The 17367-nt window shown below is 55.8% G+C and carries 19 protein-coding genes; 7 read left to right on the top strand and 12 right to left on the bottom strand.

Annotated features, from left to right (window positions below; all coding sequences use genetic code 11):
• The first annotated feature begins 76 nt into the window (after window positions 1-76).
• Window positions 77-565, top strand: coding sequence for an acid resistance repetitive basic protein Asr (gene asr, locus V6940_RS04340; protein ID WP_220440138.1), 489 nt, complete (start codon window positions 77-79; stop codon window positions 563-565).
• Window positions 566-898: 333 nt separating this feature from the next.
• Window positions 899-1723 carry a trypsin-like serine peptidase gene (locus tag V6940_RS04335; RefSeq protein ID WP_333494961.1) on the top strand — a complete coding sequence of 275 codons (825 nt, stop codon included), beginning with the start codon at window positions 899-901 and terminating at the stop codon, window positions 1721-1723.
• On the opposite strand, the gene V6940_RS04330 is transcribed toward V6940_RS04335, so the two are convergent.
• The 3 genes from V6940_RS04330 to mdtJ all read right to left on the bottom strand — a co-directional run bounded on the left by V6940_RS04330 (window position 1720) and on the right by mdtJ (window position 4668).
• Window positions 1720-3885, bottom strand: coding sequence for a putative bifunctional diguanylate cyclase/phosphodiesterase (locus V6940_RS04330; protein ID WP_333494960.1), 2166 nt, complete (start codon window positions 3883-3885; stop codon window positions 1720-1722). The two genes, V6940_RS04335 and V6940_RS04330, sit on opposite strands and share 4 nt — an antisense overlap.
• Before the next feature lie 92 nt (window positions 3886-3977).
• Complete coding sequence (gene mdtI / locus V6940_RS04325; protein WP_185669072.1) at window positions 3978-4307, bottom strand: multidrug/spermidine efflux SMR transporter subunit MdtI; 330 nt, start codon at window positions 4305-4307, stop codon at window positions 3978-3980.
• The gene (mdtJ, locus tag V6940_RS04320) at window positions 4300-4668 is read right to left on the bottom strand and encodes a multidrug/spermidine efflux SMR transporter subunit MdtJ (RefSeq protein ID WP_185669073.1); all 369 of its coding nucleotides are present in this window, start codon (window positions 4666-4668) and stop codon (window positions 4300-4302) included. The genes mdtI and mdtJ overlap by 8 nt, the downstream gene beginning before the upstream one ends.
• A 402-nt stretch (window positions 4669-5070) precedes the next feature.
• Here mdtJ and V6940_RS04315 point away from each other — a divergent pair, with 402 nt between their 5' ends.
• Window positions 5071-6102, top strand: coding sequence for an AI-2E family transporter (locus V6940_RS04315; protein WP_333494959.1), 1032 nt, complete (start codon window positions 5071-5073; stop codon window positions 6100-6102).
• Window positions 6103-6104: 2 nt separating this feature from the next.
• Here the strand turns inward: V6940_RS04315 and V6940_RS04310 are convergent, their stop codons facing one another.
• From V6940_RS04310 to V6940_RS04270, 9 genes are all read right to left on the bottom strand, one after another.
• Window positions 6105-6278: a GhoT/OrtT family toxin gene (locus tag V6940_RS04310; RefSeq protein WP_185669074.1), complete on the bottom strand. Its 174-nt coding sequence runs from the start codon at window positions 6276-6278 to the stop codon at window positions 6105-6107.
• Window positions 6279-6475: 197 nt separating this feature from the next.
• On the bottom strand, window positions 6476-6712 hold the full coding sequence (locus V6940_RS04305) for a hypothetical protein (protein ID WP_333494958.1): 237 nt from the start codon (window positions 6710-6712) through the stop codon (window positions 6476-6478).
• Between the two features lie 130 nt (window positions 6713-6842).
• Window positions 6843-7088, bottom strand: a complete 246-nt coding sequence (locus V6940_RS04300; protein WP_333494957.1) for a hypothetical protein — start codon at window positions 7086-7088, stop codon at window positions 6843-6845.
• A 35-nt stretch (window positions 7089-7123) separates the two neighbouring features.
• Complete coding sequence (gene patD, locus V6940_RS04295) at window positions 7124-8548, bottom strand: aminobutyraldehyde dehydrogenase (protein WP_333494956.1); 1425 nt, start codon at window positions 8546-8548, stop codon at window positions 7124-7126.
• A gap of 14 nt (window positions 8549-8562) precedes the next feature.
• Complete coding sequence (locus V6940_RS04290) at window positions 8563-9378, bottom strand: ABC transporter permease (protein ID WP_333494955.1); 816 nt, start codon at window positions 9376-9378, stop codon at window positions 8563-8565.
• Window positions 9368-10297 carry an ABC transporter permease gene (locus V6940_RS04285; RefSeq protein WP_255581374.1) on the bottom strand — a complete coding sequence of 310 codons (930 nt, stop codon included), beginning with the start codon at window positions 10295-10297 and terminating at the stop codon, window positions 9368-9370. Before V6940_RS04285 ends, V6940_RS04290 begins: the two co-directional genes overlap by 11 nt.
• Window positions 10298-10309: 12 nt before the next feature.
• Window positions 10310-11323, bottom strand: coding sequence for an ABC transporter ATP-binding protein (locus tag V6940_RS04280; protein ID WP_333494954.1), 1014 nt, complete (start codon window positions 11321-11323; stop codon window positions 10310-10312).
• A gap of 17 nt (window positions 11324-11340) precedes the next feature.
• On the bottom strand, window positions 11341-12486 hold the full coding sequence (gene ydcS / locus V6940_RS04275; protein ID WP_220440131.1) for a putative ABC transporter substrate-binding protein YdcS: 1146 nt from the start codon (window positions 12484-12486) through the stop codon (window positions 11341-11343).
• A 273-nt stretch (window positions 12487-12759) separates the two neighbouring features.
• Window positions 12760-14172, bottom strand: a complete 1413-nt coding sequence (locus V6940_RS04270) for an aminotransferase-like domain-containing protein (protein WP_333494953.1) — start codon at window positions 14170-14172, stop codon at window positions 12760-12762.
• A gap of 127 nt (window positions 14173-14299) precedes the next feature.
• On the opposite strand from V6940_RS04270, the gene V6940_RS04265 reads away from it, so the two are divergent.
• From V6940_RS04265 to V6940_RS04250, 4 genes are all read left to right on the top strand, one after another.
• Complete coding sequence (locus V6940_RS04265; RefSeq protein WP_333494952.1) at window positions 14300-14626, top strand: hypothetical protein; 327 nt, start codon at window positions 14300-14302, stop codon at window positions 14624-14626.
• A gap of 145 nt (window positions 14627-14771) precedes the next feature.
• Window positions 14772-16163: a cytochrome ubiquinol oxidase subunit I gene (locus V6940_RS04260; protein ID WP_333494951.1), complete on the top strand. Its 1392-nt coding sequence runs from the start codon at window positions 14772-14774 to the stop codon at window positions 16161-16163.
• Window positions 16160-17170, top strand: a complete 1011-nt coding sequence (gene cydB / locus V6940_RS04255) for a cytochrome d ubiquinol oxidase subunit II (protein WP_333494950.1) — start codon at window positions 16160-16162, stop codon at window positions 17168-17170. Before V6940_RS04260 ends, cydB begins: the two co-directional genes overlap by 4 nt.
• Window positions 17170-17295: a DUF2474 domain-containing protein gene (locus V6940_RS04250; protein WP_333494949.1), complete on the top strand. Its 126-nt coding sequence runs from the start codon at window positions 17170-17172 to the stop codon at window positions 17293-17295. Before cydB ends, V6940_RS04250 begins: the two co-directional genes overlap by 1 nt.
• Window positions 17296-17367: the final 72 nt, after the last annotated feature.

The raw sequence follows: 17367 nt of genomic DNA, 5'->3' as shown, positions 1-17367 counted from the left end.
GGCTCGCTCATCGATATAGTTACTTCAACGGCCCCGCAGTGGGGTTGAATGAAAAAACCAATTCGAGGGTATCAGAATGAAAAAAGTATTAGCTCTGGTTGTTGCCGCTGCTATGGGTCTGTCTTCCGCTGCATTTGCTGCTGACGCAACTGCAACTCCGGCTCCGGCTGCTTCCGCTACCGCAACTCATGCGGCACCGGCTAAAGCCACTCACCACAAAAAACACAAGAAAGAAGCCGCTAAACCAGCTGCAGAGCAGAAAGCTCAGGCCGCTAAGAAGCACAAAAAAGCAGCGGCTAAACCAGCCGTAGCGCAGAAAGCTCAGGCTGCTAAAAAACACAAAAAAGCAGCGGCTAAACCAGCTGTAGCGCAGAAAGCTCAGGCTGCTAAAAAGCATCACAAAGCAGCAACCAAACCAGCTGTAGCGCAGAAAGCTCAGGCTGCTAAAAAGCACCACAAAGCCGCTGCTAAACCAGCTGTAGCACAGAAAGCTCAGGCTGCTAAAAAGCACCACAAAGCCGCTAAACACACTGCTGCTAAACCAGCCGCTCAGCCAGCTGCATAATCATTCTTGATGACGTATCCGCGTAGCAATACGCTGATACAGGTGGCGCCGGGAGGCTAGCAGCAACGCTGAATCCTGGTGACCACCTGAGTTAATCAATTATCATATCGGCGCTTATATAGCGCCGATTTTTTCCTGGAGAGCAATCATGTTGCGGCGCTATCGTTTCGAGCTCATCCTGGCATTTCTTATCATCTGCGCACTGATCGCAACCCAGTTTTTCTTTTACTGAGCGTAGTTCGCTGATTTTACTCCCACTTTTTGCTTCTCCCGTCTATAGTAGTCTCATTGGGTTTATTTTTTATAATCATAATTGCCCCATCAGAGAGTGATATGCGTACAGCCTTTGTGTGTTGTTTACTGGGAACGTTATCCGTACTGCCGTTGATTTCCCACGCTGATGACGATGATATTGGCATCAGTGCAAAAGACATTAAAACCCTGTTCTTTGGTCAGGACGATCGTACCCTTGTCAGCCATCCCGCCCAGGCTCCCTGGGATGCGATTGGCCAGCTGGAAACCGCTAGCGGCAATCTGTGTACGGCAACCTTGATTTCTCCCCACCTGGCGCTAACCGCCGGGCACTGCCTGCTTGAGCCACCGCGCGGCAAGCTGGATAAAGCCGTTGCGCTGCGCTTTATTTCGCAGAAAGGGACCTGGCGCTATGAAATTCATGATATTGAAGGCCGTGTCGATCCTTCTTTAGGCAAACGTCTGAAAGCGGATGGCGACGGCTGGATTGTTCCTGCTTCCGCCGCGCCGTGGGATTTTGGCATTATCGTGCTGCGCAACCCGCCTTCTGGCATCACGCCGCTGCCGGTATTTGCGGGCAATAAAGATGACCTCACCGCCGCGCTGAAAGCAACAGGCCGCAAAGTCACCCAGTCGGGTTATCCGCTTGACCACCTTGATTCGCTGTACAGCCATGAGGATTGTACGGTAACGGGCTGGGCGCAGACCTCGGTGCTCTCTCACCAGTGCGATACGCTGCCGGGCGATAGCGGTTCACCGCTACTACTGAAAACGGACACAGGCTGGCAGGTGATTGCCGTGCAAAGCTCCGCGCCAGCAGCAAAAGACCGCCAGCGTGCCGACAACCGCGCCATCTCGGTGACCGGTTTTCGCGATAAGCTGGAAGCGCTGGCCGCAGGAAACTAACTCTGTCGCTGCTGGTGGCGTAACGCCAGCAGCGACGAGAACGGCATCGGCTCGCTGAAGTAAAATCCTTGCAGCTGATCGCAGCCTGCGAGCCGCAGTAACTTCATCTGTTTCTCCGTTTCAACCCCTTCCGCAATCACCGTCATACCGAGCGCACTGGCAATACGAATGGTCCCTCCGACCAGCGCCGCCGCCTGATCGTCATCGTCCACCAGCCCGGCCAGCGATTTGTCGATTTTAATGGTGTCGAAGTTGAAACGCCGCAGGTAGCCAATGCTGGAATAGCCGGTGCCAAAATCATCCAACGCCACGGCGGTGCCCAGCGCTTTCAGCGCAGAAATCGCCGCCCTCGCCCGTTCCGGTCTTTCCAGTACGTAGGTTTCGGTGACTTCAAGTTGCAGTCGTGCCGGCGGGAAGCCGGAGGATTTCAGTACGCTTGAGACCTTATCCTCAAACTCCGGGTCGCGGAACTGGGCCGGGGAGATATTCACCGACAGCTTCAAATCGTTATGTGCCAGCAGATCCCGACAGGCTCGCGCCAGCACAAACTGCCCGAGCGAATAGATAAGCCCGCTGGTCTCGGCAATCGTGATAAACGCATCCGGCATCAGTTCGCCCTTCGGCCGCCGTGGCCAGCGCACCAGCGCTTCCACCCCGACCATTGCCTGCGAGCGAGCGCAGACGATCGGCTGGTACCAGACTTCAAACTCATCATGCTCCAGCCCGTGACGAATATCGTCCTCCAGCGACAGTTGATACTCGCGCGCGCTGCTCAGCTCGGCATCGTAATGGGTAATACGCCCTTTGCCGGTGATTTTCGAGTGGTACATGGCAATATCTGCCTGACGGAACAGTTCTGAGCTGGTTTTCTCCTGAAACGTACCGCTGGCGATACCGAGACTGGCGCTGATATGCAGCGTTCGTTCACCAATGCGGATCGGCGTACTCAGGTAGTCCAGCACGCTGCCGGCAAACGCTGAGGCACTGGCTTCAGAGTGCGCACCTCCAACGGTCATCGCAAATTCGTCGCCGCCCATGCGCGCCAGCATACCGCCGTGCGGCACCAGCGTTTGCAGCATGTCTGCGATGCGAATAATCAAAATATCACCGACATCATGACCATAAATGTCGTTAACATCCTTGAAACCATCGAGATCGATAAACACCACCGTTTTGATATCCCGATCGCCACGGCGGCTGATTCGCTCAAGCTGCTCAATCAACGCCCGCCGGTTGGGTAGATGGCTCAGCCAGTCGGTTAACGCAATCTCCCGCGCCTGCCGCTCGCCGCGCGCCAGTTTCCACAGCCCCAGGCTGCTGACGAGGATAAACAGCAGAATTAACCCGGTTGCCAGCAGCACAATTTCACGAATTTCCGGCGAAGCTGCCTGTGCCGCCTCTACGCCCGGCTGGCGAAGCTGCCAATCAAGCCAGCCGACTATCTCCCCGCTGGAGGTCCGTACCGGTATGTTGTATCTGTTTTGCGGCGAATCGGTGAGGGTCAGATTTTCAATCTGGAAAGTATTGCCCAGAGTGCTCAACAACAACGGGTTGATGTGTCGGGTAATCACCAGATAGCGACGGGTGGCGTCATAAACCTGCAAACGTCCAACCATCGGGCGAACCAGACCAATGCCGATAAAGGCGAGACCTTCCCGGGTTTTGGTTATCCCAGCAAAGTTATTTTTTCCCCGGCGCAGTGGGTCTTCATTGTGGGCTATCAGCGCTTTTAGCCCATCACCAAAAAACGCGAGATCGTGCTCGTTAAACGGCGAACTGCGAAACGATCCCCACAGCACCCGGTAATTTTCGTCCAGCACGAAGGTGCCGTCATAAAGATTATTGATTTTAAAACCCGCGCCCCAGGTGTTGTACAGCCAGGTGGTATCCAGCTTTGGTGCATAAACTTCGCGCACCGCGTCATCCCAGATGGCGTTATCGATAACCAGCGAGAGGACGCGGTTGATAGAGGTCTGCATCGCGCCGTCAACGGAGAGCGCCGAGCGCCGAGCGTCGATATCATTGGTTTTGCTGGTGATAAGGCTTTGGGAAAGGTAGAGAAGCGAAATAATAGAAAAAATCAGGCCAATGCCCGCGAAGAAGATAATCACGAACAGCGTTCTGGCTGTGGCGATATTACGCCAACGTGACGGATCGAACATAGTTCACCCTCGCATCAAATACGCTAACCCTTTGTTACAAGCGTAATACAGACACGAGATTTCGCTGCCCGATTTCTCAGGCAGCGATCACATCAGGCGAGCTTAATCATCACCATACCGATCAACAGCAGGCCTAAACCCACCCAGCCTTTGTTGTTCAGTCGCTGGCCGAAGAGGATCCACCCCGCCGCCAGCGTCGCGGCGACGCCGAAACCACCCCAGATGGCGTAGGCGACGGAGAGATCAATCCCCTTCACCGCCTGTGACAGCGCGCTGAACGCGGCCAGTACGGCGACCAGCGACAGGATGCCGTAGCTTTTGCGACGGAAGCCGTCCGAGAACTTGAGGAAAATATTAGCGACAATTTCCAGTACGATGGAGCCTGCCAGCCATAAGCCGTGAATCATCTCAAAGTTATGCATGATTCACCTCTTTGTGCAGCGTTTTGTTCGCCTTCGCGGGCTTACGGGTACCGGACTTAATCAGTACGATACCGGCAATCAAGGTTGCCAGACCCGCGGCTTTCATCACCGTAAGGCTTTCGTCAAACAGCAGTACGCTGAACAGGGTGATCAATACGATACCAATGCCTTCCCACAGCGCATAGGCTACACCCAGAGCGATTTTTTTAACCGCAAACGAAAGGAAAATATACGACAAGGCGATCATTACGAGCATCAAAATAAAGCCGGTGTTTCCATCAGATACGCTCGCCCATTTCATAGAAAGCGTACCAGTAATTTCAGCAACAATGGCCAGGGCTAATAAAATCCAGTAAAACATGGTCCTTCTCCTGCATGAGAATATAATCCGTGCAGTTCACGGCGATGCGCAAACTGAAATAAAATGATTAAAATTTAGCTCAAACGAAGAAGGGTACTATAGCGCGTTGCGCCAGTGCTGCTCACCACAGAAGGCAGAAAAGGAAGGTAAAACAGAAGGTTTGGTAAGGCTGAACGTCCTGAACATATTGTCCATAAAATTACAATTATCCGCGGTATTGCTTCTCATCGTTGCGGATTAAAATTGTCCTCGGTAGTTAAACACAGCTAATTTCTAACACAGATGTCGAAGTATCTCAAAATGTTTGCAAATCTTTACTGAGGCTGTTTGATGTTAATGCATTTATTATTAGTTGATTCGCAATTATCATATTCTGCATAGGTTTTAGCAGGAGCTAACAACATGTCCAGGCCGATCATTACGCTTAATGGATTAAAAATTGTCATCATGCTGGGCATGCTGGTCATCATTCTCACCGGCATTCGTTTTGCCGCTGATATCATCGTGCCGTTCGTGCTGGCGCTGTTTATCGCGGTGGTGCTGAACCCGGTGGTGCAGTTAATGGTGCGCTGGCGCGTGCCACGCGTGCTGGGGATTTCACTGCTGATTGGGGTGATTATCCTCGCCGCCGTGCTGCTGCTGGCCACGCTTGGCACCTCGCTCAATGAACTGACACGCACCCTACCGCAGTACCGTTCGTCGCTGGCGGTTCCCATCTATAATCTTGAACCCTGGCTGCAGCGCTTTGGCATCAGCGTCAGCCCGGATGAGCTGATTAAGTATATCGACCCTAATGCCGCTATGACGCTGGTCTCACGCTTTCTGACCCAGCTTTCAAACGCCATGTCGTCGATCTTTTTACTACTGCTGACGGTGGTATTTATGCTGCTGGAGGTCCCGCAGCTCCCGGCCAAACTGCAGCAAATTATGGCAAAACCGACGGAAGGTATGGCAGCGATACAGCGGGCGCTGGATAGCGTAAGCCACTATCTGGTGCTGAAAACCGCTATCAGCGTGGTGACTGGTCTGGTGGTATGGGCGATGCTGGAACTGCTCGGAGTGCGTTTCGCCTTTATCTGGGGACTGCTGGCGTTTGCGCTCAACTATATCCCGAACATCGGTTCGGTGCTGGCGGCTATTCCCCCTATTCTTCAGGTGCTGGTGTTCAGCGGCTTTTATGATGCGCTGATCGTCCTTGCGGGCTACCTGGTCATTAACCTCGTGTTCGGCAACATTCTCGAGCCCCGCATCATGGGACGCGGGCTGGGACTCTCGACGCTGGTAGTGTTTCTGTCATTAATCTTCTGGGGCTGGCTGCTTGGCCCGGTCGGCATGCTGCTTTCCGTCCCGCTGACCATTATCGTTAAAATTGCCCTTGAGCAGACCGAAGGCGGCAAAAGCATCGCCATCCTGCTCAGCGACCTAAGCAAATAGCCTCAGAACAGTGAGAGTAACAGCGCCACGGGAAAGCTAAACGGCCAGGTGGCGCCAATTAACAGCGTCGCGATCAGGCGAATTGAGGTGCTTTCGCGGGTAAGAAACCAGGTAATAATGGCGCAGATAACCGCCATCACGGCGTAGAAGATGAGCATATGTTGATATAGCGTCACCAATCGAGTCCTTGTAATTGATCGTTAAAGCGGCGCAATATGCTACGTTTTTTGACGTACATCAAGTTTTTCGCCGCTTATCGCTGAAGTATTGTGCGATCCAGACATTCGGCTCCAGCCGAATTGACTGCTAAATAGAGAAAACCCAGCACTACGTTACGCCGCGCTGGGTTTTATTTCTGTGACATGCTGTACGGTTAGCGCTTTGGCACGGTGGACGCGAAGATGCTGTCCGTCGTCGGGTCGCTCACATAGTGGTTGGGATCGTACTGCGGCACTAAGTTTACTTTTTCCGCATCCCAGGCCTGTGCGACGCAGGCGGCGCTCACGCGGTTTTGTCCTTCACAGGTCGCCACCCGGCTGGCCGAATAGTAGGTCCCAATCCCCATTGCTACAGCAATCACCGCAGCAGTACACACAATACTTTTTTTCATTTTTCTGGCTATACCCGGTTTTACAACGGCGCGGATCCTCGCACGTTGCACCGGGTATGTCAAAAACAAGGGAGAGGTAGCGGCAGGCATCGCGCCTACCGCGAAGGGGGTAAATGATGAGTAAAGGTCGCTAGTGAGCCTCAGGTTTGTATCTCTCAAAAGCCGCCAGCCAATCGTACCTGGTCAGGGTGCCTACCTCTTTCTCCCCCTCCTCAAGTTTGATGATTAGCCTTCGCTTATTGATGCTCTCCTGGTTAAAGAAATAAGGCGTCAGCCTCTTTGCCAGCGACTCATACATCTCCTGAGCGATACTTTCACCGGCCTCGGGGCCATATTTCTCAAACTCATTTTTGATATCCTGAAAATCCTGATTCACGCCATCTCCCTACCGATCATGCGCTTAACGCGCGATCAATGTTTTATCATCACATGGCGAACCACGGTGTAATCTTCCAGCCCGTAGACGGACATGTCCTTACCGTAGCCCGAAAGTTTCTGTCCGCCGTGCGGCATTTCGCTGACCAGCATAAAGTGGGTGTTCACCCAGGTGCAACCATACTGTAAGCGTGCACTCAGACGATGCGCACGCCCGACGTCCTGCGTCCACACCGATGATGCCAGTCCGTACTGGGAGTCGTTGGCCCAACCCAGCACCTGCTCTTCGGTATCAAACACGGTGACGCTCACCACCGGGCCGAACACTTCACGCTGGACGATATCATCTTCCTGTTTTGCCCCTGCCAGCAGCGTTGGCTGGAAGTAATAGCCAGCGCCTGCCGCTTTTTCGCCGCCGGTCACCACCTTAATATGCGGCAGCGCTTTAGCGCGCGCCACGGCGTCGCTCACCCGCGCCAGGTGCGCCTGCGAGCTGAGCGGCCCCAGTTCCGTACTTTCCTCTTCCGGCGCCCCGGATTTCAGACTCGCTATTGCCGCACCGAGTTTCTCCACCAACCGCTCATAAACGCCCTTCTGCGCGTAAATTCTGCAAGCGGCCGTACAGTCCTGCCCGGCATTGTAGAAACCAAAGGTTCTGACCCCTTCCACCACCGCATCAATATCGGCATCGTCAAACACAATCACCGGCGCTTTGCCGCCAAGCTCCATATGCGTACGCTTAATCGACGACGCAGTATGCGCCAGAATGTGCTCTCCGGTGGCAATCGAACCGGTTAGCGACACCATCCGCACTTTGGCGTGCCCGGTTAACGGGTCACCCACCGTTTTACCGCGGCCAAACAGCACGTTCAGCACGCCCGCCGGGAAGATATCTTTCGCCAGCTCCGCCAGGGTCAAGGCAGTGAGCGGCGTGATTTCAGACGGTTTAATGACCACGCAGTTCCCCGCCGCCAGCGCCGGAGCCAGCTTCCAGGCCGCCATCATCAGCGGATAGTTCCACGGCGCAATCGAGGCCACCACGCCTACCGGGTCACGTCGAATCATCGAGGTGTGGCCTTCCAGATATTCGCCTGCCGCCAGCCCGTTCAGGCAGCGCGCAGCACCCGCAAAGAAGCGGAACACATCCACCACAGCCGGAATTTCATCATTGGTCACGCAGTGTAGCGGTTTACCGCAGTTGAGCGATTCCAGACGGGCAAAGGTGGCGGCGTGTTCTTCAATGACATCCGCCATCTTGAGCAGGCACTCCGCGCGATGCTTCGGCGTAGTTTGCCCCCATTGAACAAACGCTCGGTCAGCGGCATTCACCGCCGCATCCACCTGGGCCGCCGAGGCTTCCGCAATAGTCAGCAGGATCTCACCCGTCGCAGGGTTGTAGACCGGTTGGGATTCCCCTTCACCTGCGACCAGTTCACCATTAATCAGTAACTTATGTTGCATAGCATGATCCTGTTTTATTTAAATGTCGTACCACCGTTGGCGGCCCCATCGTCTTCGCGAGTCAGCCACCACGCCCCTAAAATCGGTATCATCGTTAACAGCATGACCATCAGCGCCACCACGTTGGTCACCGGCACATCGCGAGGTCGGCCAAGCTGGTTCAACAGCCATAGCGGCAGCGTGCGCTCATGCCCGGCAGTAAAGGTCGTGACGATAATTTCATCAAACGACAGCGCAAACGCCAGCATGCCCCCGGCCAGCAGCGCCGACCCTAAATTCGGCAGCACTACGTGACGGAAGGTTTGCCAGCCGTTAGCGCCCAGATCCATCGACGCCTCCACCAGGCTCCACGAGGTCCGGCGAAATCGGGCAATCACGTTGTTAAACACCACTACCACGCAGAACGTGGCGTGACCGATAACAATGGTGATCAACCCTGGTTCCAGGTTGACCGCTTTAAAGGCGGTCAATAGCGCCAGACCCGTGACGATGCCAGGCAGTGCAATTGGCAGCATCAACAGCAGCGAAACAGCGCTTTTGCCGAAAAAGTCACGTCGCCACAGCGCTGCTGCAGCAAGCGTGCCAAGTACCAATGCAATTGCCGTCGACAGCGCCGCAATTTTTAGTGACAGTGTCACGGCATCAAAGATATCCCCACGCGATGCTGCTTCGCTGAACCAGTGCAGCGTCAGGCCTTTCGGCGGGAAGCTAAACGCCGCGTCTTCGGTGTTGAAGGCGTAGATGGCGATGATCGCCAGCGGGAAATGCAGGAAGATAACTCCGCCCCAGGCGGCAATCTTGAGAAACAGCGGTGCCCTTTCAGAGTGCATCGAACGCTCCCAGGCGCTTCACGAACGCCAGATAGAGGGCAATCAGCACGATGGGCACCAGCGTAAACGCCGCTGCCATAGGCATATTGCCGATAGCCCCCTGCTGGGAATAGACCATATTGCCAATGAAATAGCCCGGCGGCCCCACCAGCTGCGGCACGATAAAGTCGCCTAAGGTCAGTGAGAAGGTGAAAATGGAACCCGCAGCAATCCCGGGGATTGCCATCGGCACCACCACGTGGCGGAAGGTCTGACGCGGGCGAGCGCCGAGGTCAGCGGAAGCCTGAAGCAGCGAACCGGGAATACGCTCCAGCGCCGCCTGCACCGGCAGAATCATAAACGGCAGCCAGATGTAGACGAACACCAGAAAACGGCCTAGACCGGAGGTAGACAGCGTATTACCGCCGACGCCCGGTATCGTCAGAATCGCCGCTAGCAGCGTCTCCAGACCCAGATGGTTCAGAAACCACTGCGCCACCCCATCCTTTGCCAGCAACAGCGTCCAGGCGTAGGCTTTAACAATATAGCTGGCCCACATCGGCAACATCACTGCGACGTAGAAAAAGGCCTTTTGCTTACCGCTGGTGTAGCGCGCCATATACCACGCCATCGGGAACGCCAGCAGCGCGCTCGCCACGGTGACCGCCAGCGCCATCACCAGCGTACGGATAATGATGTCGTAGTTGGCGGGGTTAAACAGCGCGTAGAGGTTCGCCAGCGTCAATGTTGGCGTGACGGACATAGTGAAGTCGTCGAAGGTATAGAACCCTTGCCACAGCAGCGTCAGCAGTGAACCAAAATAGACAATCCCAAACCACATCAGCGGACCGAGCAGTAACAAAAACAGCCCGAGTGTTGGCCTGCGCCAGAACAGGCTGGATAAGCGCCCCTGTCGGCGAGCGGGAGGAACCGGCGTCATACTCATCTCCATTCACCTCCCTCCGTCCAGCGCCACCATGGCATCGCGCGCCCATGACGCCTGCACCACGTGCCCCACGGCCGGGCCTTCGGCAGTGAGCCCCGCGGAGAAGTTGGCCTGGCTGACCAGCAGTTTTTCGCCTCCCTCCAGCAGCAGTTCATAGCGCGTCGCCGCCCCCTGGTACTGTACCGCCTGTATACGCCCCTGAACCTGAACTTCGCCGCCTTCGTTGAGACGTATATGTTCCGGGCGCAGCGCCCAGCTTCCCGTCATTCCGCAGAGCGTTTCCGCCATCGCCGGGGCAAACACGTTAGAGGTGCCGACAAAACTCGCCACAAACGGCGTACGTGGGCGCAGATACAGCTCGCGCGGCGTATCCACCTGCTCAATGCGGCCGTTGTTGAACACTGCCACCCGGTCAGACATCGACAGCGCCTCACCCTGATCGTGGGTGACGAAAATAAAGGTGATACCGAGATCCTGCTGGAGTTTTTTCAGCTCAAACTGCATCTGCTCACGCAGCTTCAGATCCAGCGCCCCCAACGGTTCATCCAGCAGCAGCACCCGCGGTTCATTCACTAGTGCACGGGCAATCGCCACACGCTGGCGCTGGCCGCCAGAAAGCTGCGAGGGCTTGCGCGCCCCCACAAAGCCGAGGGCAACTTTTTCCAGCGCCTGCGCCGCTTTTGCCTGACGCTCTTTTTTGCCGACGCCTTTCACCATCAGGCCGTAGGCAACGTTATCGAGCACCGACATATGCGGGAACAGCGCGTAATCCTGGAAGACAGTATTGACGTCCCGCTCCCAGGGTGGCAGTTCACTGGCATGTTTACCAAAAATAGAGATAGCGCCGCCGGATAGCTGCTCAAACCCGGCGATCAGCCGCAGACAGGTGGTTTTGCCGGAGCCAGACGGCCCCAGCATGGAAAAGAACTCCCCATCGTGGATGGCAATGCTGACGCCATCCACCGCCCGCACGTCACCATAAAGCCGCGAGACGTCATGAAACTCTACTGCGTACGTCATGTTGGACTCCCGGATGATTAGCGACCGCCCATAATGGCGATATAGTCCTGCGTCCAACGGCTGTAAGGCACGTATTTACCGCCTTCGGCGATAGGCGTTTTCCAGAAAGCGATTTTATCGAAGAAGCTGTAGCCGTTAGTCTCACAACCTTTATCGCCCAGCAACGTGCTGGCTTTACAGCCTTCCGGCACCACCGGCAGCGAACCAAACCACGCCGCCACATCGCCCTGAACCTTCGGCGTTAACGACCAGTTCATCCATTTGTAGGCGCAGACCGGGTGCTTCGCTTCAGCGTGCAGCATGGTGGTATCCGCCCAGCCGGTGACCCCCTCTTTAGGGAAAACGGTGGCAATCGGCTGCCCTTCACCTTTCAGCCCGTTGGCCTGATACGGCCAGGCGCTGGAGGCCACTACGCCTTCGTTTTTGAAGTCGCTCATCTGTACGGTGGTGTCGTGCCAGTAGCGGTGGATCAGCTCATGCTGATCGCGCAGCACTTTCAGCACGGCCTGGTATTGCGCTTCGGTAAGCTGGTATGGGTCGCTGATGCCCAGCTGTGGCTGAGTCGCTTTAACAAACAGCGCCGCATCGGCGATGTAGATTGGGCCGTCATAGGCCTGCACGCGGCCCTGGTTGGTTTTGCCATCCGGCAGATTTTGTTTAACGAAGATAACGTTCCAGGAGTCTGGCGGCGTTGGGAAGGTTTTGGTGTTGTACATCAGCAGGTTCGGGCCCCATTGATACGGCGTACCGTAAACTTTACCGTCGACGTTAAACCAGGCCCCTTTTTCCAGACGGGGGTCGAGGGTTTTCCAGTTCTCAATCAGGGCCGTATTAATCGGCTGCACGCGTTTACCCATAATCAGGCGCAGCGAGGCGTCTCCCGAGGCGGTCACCAGGTCGTAGCCTCCCTTCGCCATCAGGCTGACCATTTCATCAGAGGTCGCGGCGGTTTTGACGTTAACCTGGCAGCCAGTATCCTTTTCAAACTGCGTCACCCAGTCGTAGCCTTTATCGGTCTGGCCTCGTTCGATATAGCCCGGCCAGGCGATAATATCCAGCCGACCTTCTGCTTTTCCCAGCGACGTTGGCGGCTCGGCGGCATTCGCGGTCGCCACGGTCATCACCAGCGCGCACAGGCTGCTGCGGGCAAATTTCTTGCTCATAAAGTTATTACTCCTGTCACAATGAATTTGAGCGGCAGCCTTGCCGTTAAAAATATCTCCCTTACTAAAAATAGACAGCGCCAGACGCTCTACCCGTACAGCGGCGAGATATTTGCACAGGTTGTGACCAAGGGCGCATTCCGCAAAAATGGGAAACGGGCTGAGATAATATGGATTATAGACAAGGGGTTACCGGCCAATGGCGTTATGCATATTTCCTATGACCGGGTGTTATCAGGAGAGCTATCGGGGAATGGCAGGTGCAGCCGGGGATTATTTCATCATCCCGCGAATTAGTGTACCGAGGGTTTCAACCGCCCGCTCTTCGCGCTCGCTCCATCCCCAGGCGGTATTAAATCGAAAGAACGACGCCCAGTTATCGGTCGTGGAAAACATTTTGCCCGGCGCGATGCTGATATGGTGCTCCAGCGCTTTTGCGCTCAGCACTCCGGCATCCAGACCCGCTGGCAGCTCCAGCCACAAAAAGTAGCCGCTGTCATTATGGTGGATGTGCACCTCAGGCGGCAGCGCACGCATTAGCGCCTGCCAGGCCTGCTGTTTGCGCTCAGCAAGCTGACGACGTAGACGTCGCAGGTGCGCGTCATAGCGTTTGGTCGCCAGATAATCGACCAGCGCCAGCTGCATCGGCGAACTGGTCGACAGCGTGCTCATCAGCTGCAAATGCTGAATACGCCTGGCGTGCTTGCCCGCCGCCACCCAGCCAATACGAAACCCAGGCACGAGGCATTTTGAAAATGAACTACAGTGCAGCGTCATATCACTTTTATCCCACGCCTTTGCCGGCAGCGGTTTATCGCGGCCAAAATAGAGCTCGCTGTAGACATCATCCTCAATCAGTGTGACGTTGTATTCGCTGAGGATCTCTACCAGGCGTGCTTTCTTTTCCGGCGTCAGGGTAAAGCCAAGCGGGTTCTGGCTGTTGGTCATCAACCAGCAGGCTTTCACCGGGTAGGTTTGCAACGCCTGCACCAGCGCATCGAGGTCGATGCCCTCTTGCACATCGGTGGCGACCGACAGCGCTTTGAGCCGTAGACGCTCCAGCGCCTGCAGCGCGCCGTAAAAGCAAGGGTTCTCGACGATCACCCAATCGCCCGGCTCCGTCACTGCCTGCAGGCTGAGGTTAAGCGCCTCCAGCGCACCGGCGGTGATAACAATTTCATCCGGGGAGATGGTCATGCCCTGGAGCGCATAGCGCCGCGCGATGGCATGACGTAGTTCGTCATTGCCCGGCGGCAGATTTTCAATCACGCTCATCGCCGTTGCAGTCTTGCTCACCTGCGCCAGCGAGCGGTTAAGCTGCGGCAGCGGGAACAGTTTGGGGTCGGGAAAGGCGGAGGCAAACGGCAGCACCGAGGCATTCCGGCTGGCCTGCAGCACTTCAAAGATATAGGTGTTGATGTCGACGGCGTTATCAGGCATGACCTGCGCTGGCGCCGTAACCGCTCGGGTTGTTACCGCGCGCGGGGCAACATAATAGCCGGACTGCGGGCGCGCCACGATGCGTCCCTGGCTTTCCAGCAGTTGGTACGCGTGGCTGACGGTCATAAAGCTCATGCCGCAGTTCACCACCTGCTCACGCAGCGACGGCAGTTTATCTCCCGGCAGCCACACCCCAAGGGCAATCTGTTCCATCATCTGCTCGGCGAGGCGCTGATATTTTTTCATGGCAAATCCCGGTGAATCTTAGATTACGTCCATATTATATCAGCGTTACAAAATATGCATTTTTATGTAACTGATATGGGTTGAAGTTGATTTTGACGTCCACCTGCATCTGGGTTTAACGCCGTGAATGATTGATCTGCAACATCAAATCTGCCCATGTGGTGGGAAATACGTCAGCGCGCGCCACGTAGCCATGGCAAAAAAATGTCAGGTCGCCATGATGTGCAACTTGCTGAAAACGATGCGAACCTCTTTTTACATGAAAATGACAAGTATTGAATTGCTGGGCTACTCCGCTGCGCTGTGCTTCTCCTCGATCATCGCCTCCCAGGAATTACATAGTGAAACGTTAGAACTGGTTAACCCACTGCTGTTTATCGTGGCGCTCGGCAGCGCTCTGACCTGCCTTTACCCACGAACCAAAAAGCTCGCCTCACGATTCACCCGCGGGTAGTCAACCGAGAGAGGCGGCGATAACAGCCGTCGAAAAATGACCAGAATGTTAAAACTGTTATCATTTAATACCCGTCGACTGTCTCTGCCCGCCAGACGCCCCACCCTCTAAAATCAAGCCGAGTCTTCTTCTCCACGGAGTTTGCATGTTCGGTCTTGATGCGTTTCACCTCGCGCGAATTCAATTTGCCTTTACCGTTTCGTTCCACATCATTTTTCCCGCCATCACCATCGGTCTTGCCAGCTATCTGGCGGTGCTTGAAGGCCTGTGGTTGAAAACCCGTAACCCGGTCTGGCGTTCGCTGTATCAGTTCTGGTCAAAGATCTTCGCCGTCAATTTCGGCATGGGGGTGGTGTCCGGGCTGGTGATGGCCTATCAGTTTGGTACCAACTGGAGCGGCTTTTCGCAGTTTGCGGGCAGCATTACCGGCCCGCTCTTAACCTATGAAGTGCTGACCGCCTTCTTCCTGGAAGCTGGTTTTCTCGGCGTGATGCTGTTCGGCTGGAACCGCGTCGGCCCGGGTCTGCACTTCTTTGCCACCTGCATGGTCGCGTTGGGCACCCTCATCTCCACTTTCTGGATCCTCGCCTCCAACAGCTGGATGCAGACCCCGCAGGGATATGAAATCGTCAACGGCCAGGTGGTGCCGGTCGACTGGTTTGCCGTCGTGTTTAACCCCTCGTTCCCCTACCGGCTGCTGCATATGTCCATTGCGGCTTTCTTGAGCAGCGCGCTGTTCGTCGGTGCGTCGGCAGCCTGGCATCTGCTACGCGGCAACCAGACACCAGCCATCCGCACCATGTTTTCCATGGCGCTGTGGATGACGCTTATTGTCGCCCCCATTCAGGCAATGGTCGGCGATATGCACGGCCTCAATACGCTCAAGCATCAGCCGGCAAAAATTGCCGCCATTGAAGGCCACTGGGAAAACCCACCGGGCGAACCCACGCCGCTGCTGCTGTTTGGCTGGCCGGATATGGAGCAGGAACGTACTCGCTTTGGGCTAGAGATCCCGGCGTTGGGCAGTCTGATCCTCACCCACAGTCTGGATAAACAGGTTCCGGCGCTGAAAGAATTTGCCAAAGAAGACAGACCCAATTCAACCATCGTCTTCTGGTCATTTCGCATCATGGCCGGGCTTGGCATGCTCATGCTGCTATTGGGTGTGATGGCGCTATGGTTGCGCAAGCGGCAAACCCTTTACACCTCGCGCCCGTTCCTGTGGTTCGCGCTGCTGATGGGCCCTTCTGGCCTGATAGCGATCCTCGCCGGATGGGTGACGACAGAGGTGGGCCGCCAGCCGTGGGTGGTTTATGGGCTGCAGCGCACGGCGGATGCCGTCTCGGCGCACGGTGATCTGCATATGAGCATCAGCCTGCTGACCTTTTTCGTGGTCTACAGCTCGGTCTTCGGCGTGGGCTACAGCTATATGGTGCGCCTGATCCGCAAAGGCCCACAGCCGTTTAGCCCTGAGCCGCAAGGAACCCCAGCACGTCCGCTGTCCGCCGCGATGCCCCACAAAGAGGAGCGAGTATGAACATCGACCTGTCCATCATCTGGTTTGTGATTATTGTGTTTGCCACCCTGATGTATATCGTCATGGACGGTTTTGATTTGGGGATTGGCATTCTCTTTCCCTTCACCCGCAGCGCGCAGGAGCGCGATGTGATGGTGAACAGTGTGGCGCCAGTCTGGGATGGTAATGAAACCTGGCTGGTGCTCGGCGGCGCGGGGCTATTTGGCGCATTCCCGCTGGCCTACGCGGTAATTATCGACGCCTTGACCATTCCGCTATCGCTGATGCTGGTCGGCCTGATCTTTCGCGGCGTGGCCTTCGAGTTTCGCTTCAATGCCACACCGTCGCATCGGCCGTTCTGGGACAAGGCCTTTATGGGCGGCTCAATTCTGGCAACCTTTTGCCAGGGGATCGTCGTCGGCGCGGTGATTAACGGCTTTGAGGTCACGGGACGTGCCTACAGCGGCGGCGCTTTCGACTGGTTCACGCCGTTTACGCTATTTTGCGGCGTGGGGCTAACTATCGCCTATGCGCTTCTGGGGGCCACCTGGCTGGTAATGAAAAGCGAAGCCTCGCTACAGCACACGATGAAGCGCAGCGCGCGCGGGCTGCTGCTGGCGCTACTGGCGATTATCGCTATTATCAGCCTCTGGACGCCAATGCAGCACGAGGCCATTGCCCGACGCTGGTTTAGCCTGCCGAACCTCTATTATCTGCTGCCGGTGCCCCTGCTGGTCATCGCCGCCAGCGCCCTGCTGTGGCGGCATCTGTCTCGAGATACCAGCCATGCGCAGCCGTTTATTCTGACGCTGGTGCTGGTGTTCCTCGGCTTTAGCGGGCTTGGGATCAGCATCTGGCCCGCCATTATTCCGCCGTCCATTACGCTCTGGCAGGCGGCAGCGCCCGTGCAAAGCCAGGAATTTATGCTGATTGGCGCGCTGTTTATTATCCCGGTTATTCTGGTGTACACCTTCTGGAGTTATTACGTTTTTCGCGGCAAAGTGCCGCAGGATGAGGGCTACCACTGATGAAAAATCGCTGGGTTTCACGCTTTTTCTGGCTGGTCGCATTATGGGGCGGCAGCGTTTTAACGCTCGCCATTGTGGGGAGTCTATTTCGTGTGCTAATGACTGCGGCTGGATTTAAATCCTGATATAACAACGGGATGAAGGTTTAAGCTTTACGTGCCCGGACTATTCTTAATTGGACGGGCCTTCACATTTCC

Source organism: Kluyvera sp. CHPC 1.251, assembly GCF_036759945.1.
Classification (GTDB): Bacteria; Pseudomonadota; Gammaproteobacteria; order Enterobacterales; family Enterobacteriaceae; genus Kluyvera; species Kluyvera sichuanensis.
This window is presented reverse-complemented; position numbering and strand designations above follow the sequence as displayed.

Coding starts and splice junctions, on each gene's coding strand:
- mdtI (WP_185669072.1), bottom strand. CDS start 4,307: ATGCATAACTTTGAGATGATTCACGGCTTATGGCTGGCAGGCTCCATC.
- V6940_RS04250 (WP_333494949.1), top strand. CDS start 17,170: ATGAAAAATCGCTGGGTTTCACGCTTTTTCTGGCTGGTCGCATTATGG.
- mdtJ (WP_185669073.1), bottom strand. CDS start 4,668: ATGTTTTACTGGATTTTATTAGCCCTGGCCATTGTTGCTGAAATTACT.
- asr (WP_220440138.1), top strand. CDS start 77: ATGAAAAAAGTATTAGCTCTGGTTGTTGCCGCTGCTATGGGTCTGTCT.
- V6940_RS04280 (WP_333494954.1), bottom strand. CDS start 11,323: ATGACGTACGCAGTAGAGTTTCATGACGTCTCGCGGCTTTATGGTGAC.
- cydB (WP_333494950.1), top strand. CDS start 16,160: ATGAACATCGACCTGTCCATCATCTGGTTTGTGATTATTGTGTTTGCC.
- V6940_RS04335 (WP_333494961.1), top strand. CDS start 899: ATGCGTACAGCCTTTGTGTGTTGTTTACTGGGAACGTTATCCGTACTG.
- V6940_RS04305 (WP_333494958.1), bottom strand. CDS start 6,712: ATGAAAAAAAGTATTGTGTGTACTGCTGCGGTGATTGCTGTAGCAATG.
- V6940_RS04290 (WP_333494955.1), bottom strand. CDS start 9,378: ATGCACTCTGAAAGGGCACCGCTGTTTCTCAAGATTGCCGCCTGGGGC.
- V6940_RS04270 (WP_333494953.1), bottom strand. CDS start 14,172: ATGAAAAAATATCAGCGCCTCGCCGAGCAGATGATGGAACAGATTGCC.
- ydcS (WP_220440131.1), bottom strand. CDS start 12,486: ATGAGCAAGAAATTTGCCCGCAGCAGCCTGTGCGCGCTGGTGATGACC.
- V6940_RS04285 (WP_255581374.1), bottom strand. CDS start 10,297: ATGACGCCGGTTCCTCCCGCTCGCCGACAGGGGCGCTTATCCAGCCTG.
- V6940_RS04265 (WP_333494952.1), top strand. CDS start 14,300: ATGATTGATCTGCAACATCAAATCTGCCCATGTGGTGGGAAATACGTC.
- V6940_RS04315 (WP_333494959.1), top strand. CDS start 5,071: ATGTCCAGGCCGATCATTACGCTTAATGGATTAAAAATTGTCATCATG.
- patD (WP_333494956.1), bottom strand. CDS start 8,548: ATGCAACATAAGTTACTGATTAATGGTGAACTGGTCGCAGGTGAAGGG.
- V6940_RS04330 (WP_333494960.1), bottom strand. CDS start 3,885: ATGTTCGATCCGTCACGTTGGCGTAATATCGCCACAGCCAGAACGCTG.
- V6940_RS04260 (WP_333494951.1), top strand. CDS start 14,772: ATGTTCGGTCTTGATGCGTTTCACCTCGCGCGAATTCAATTTGCCTTT.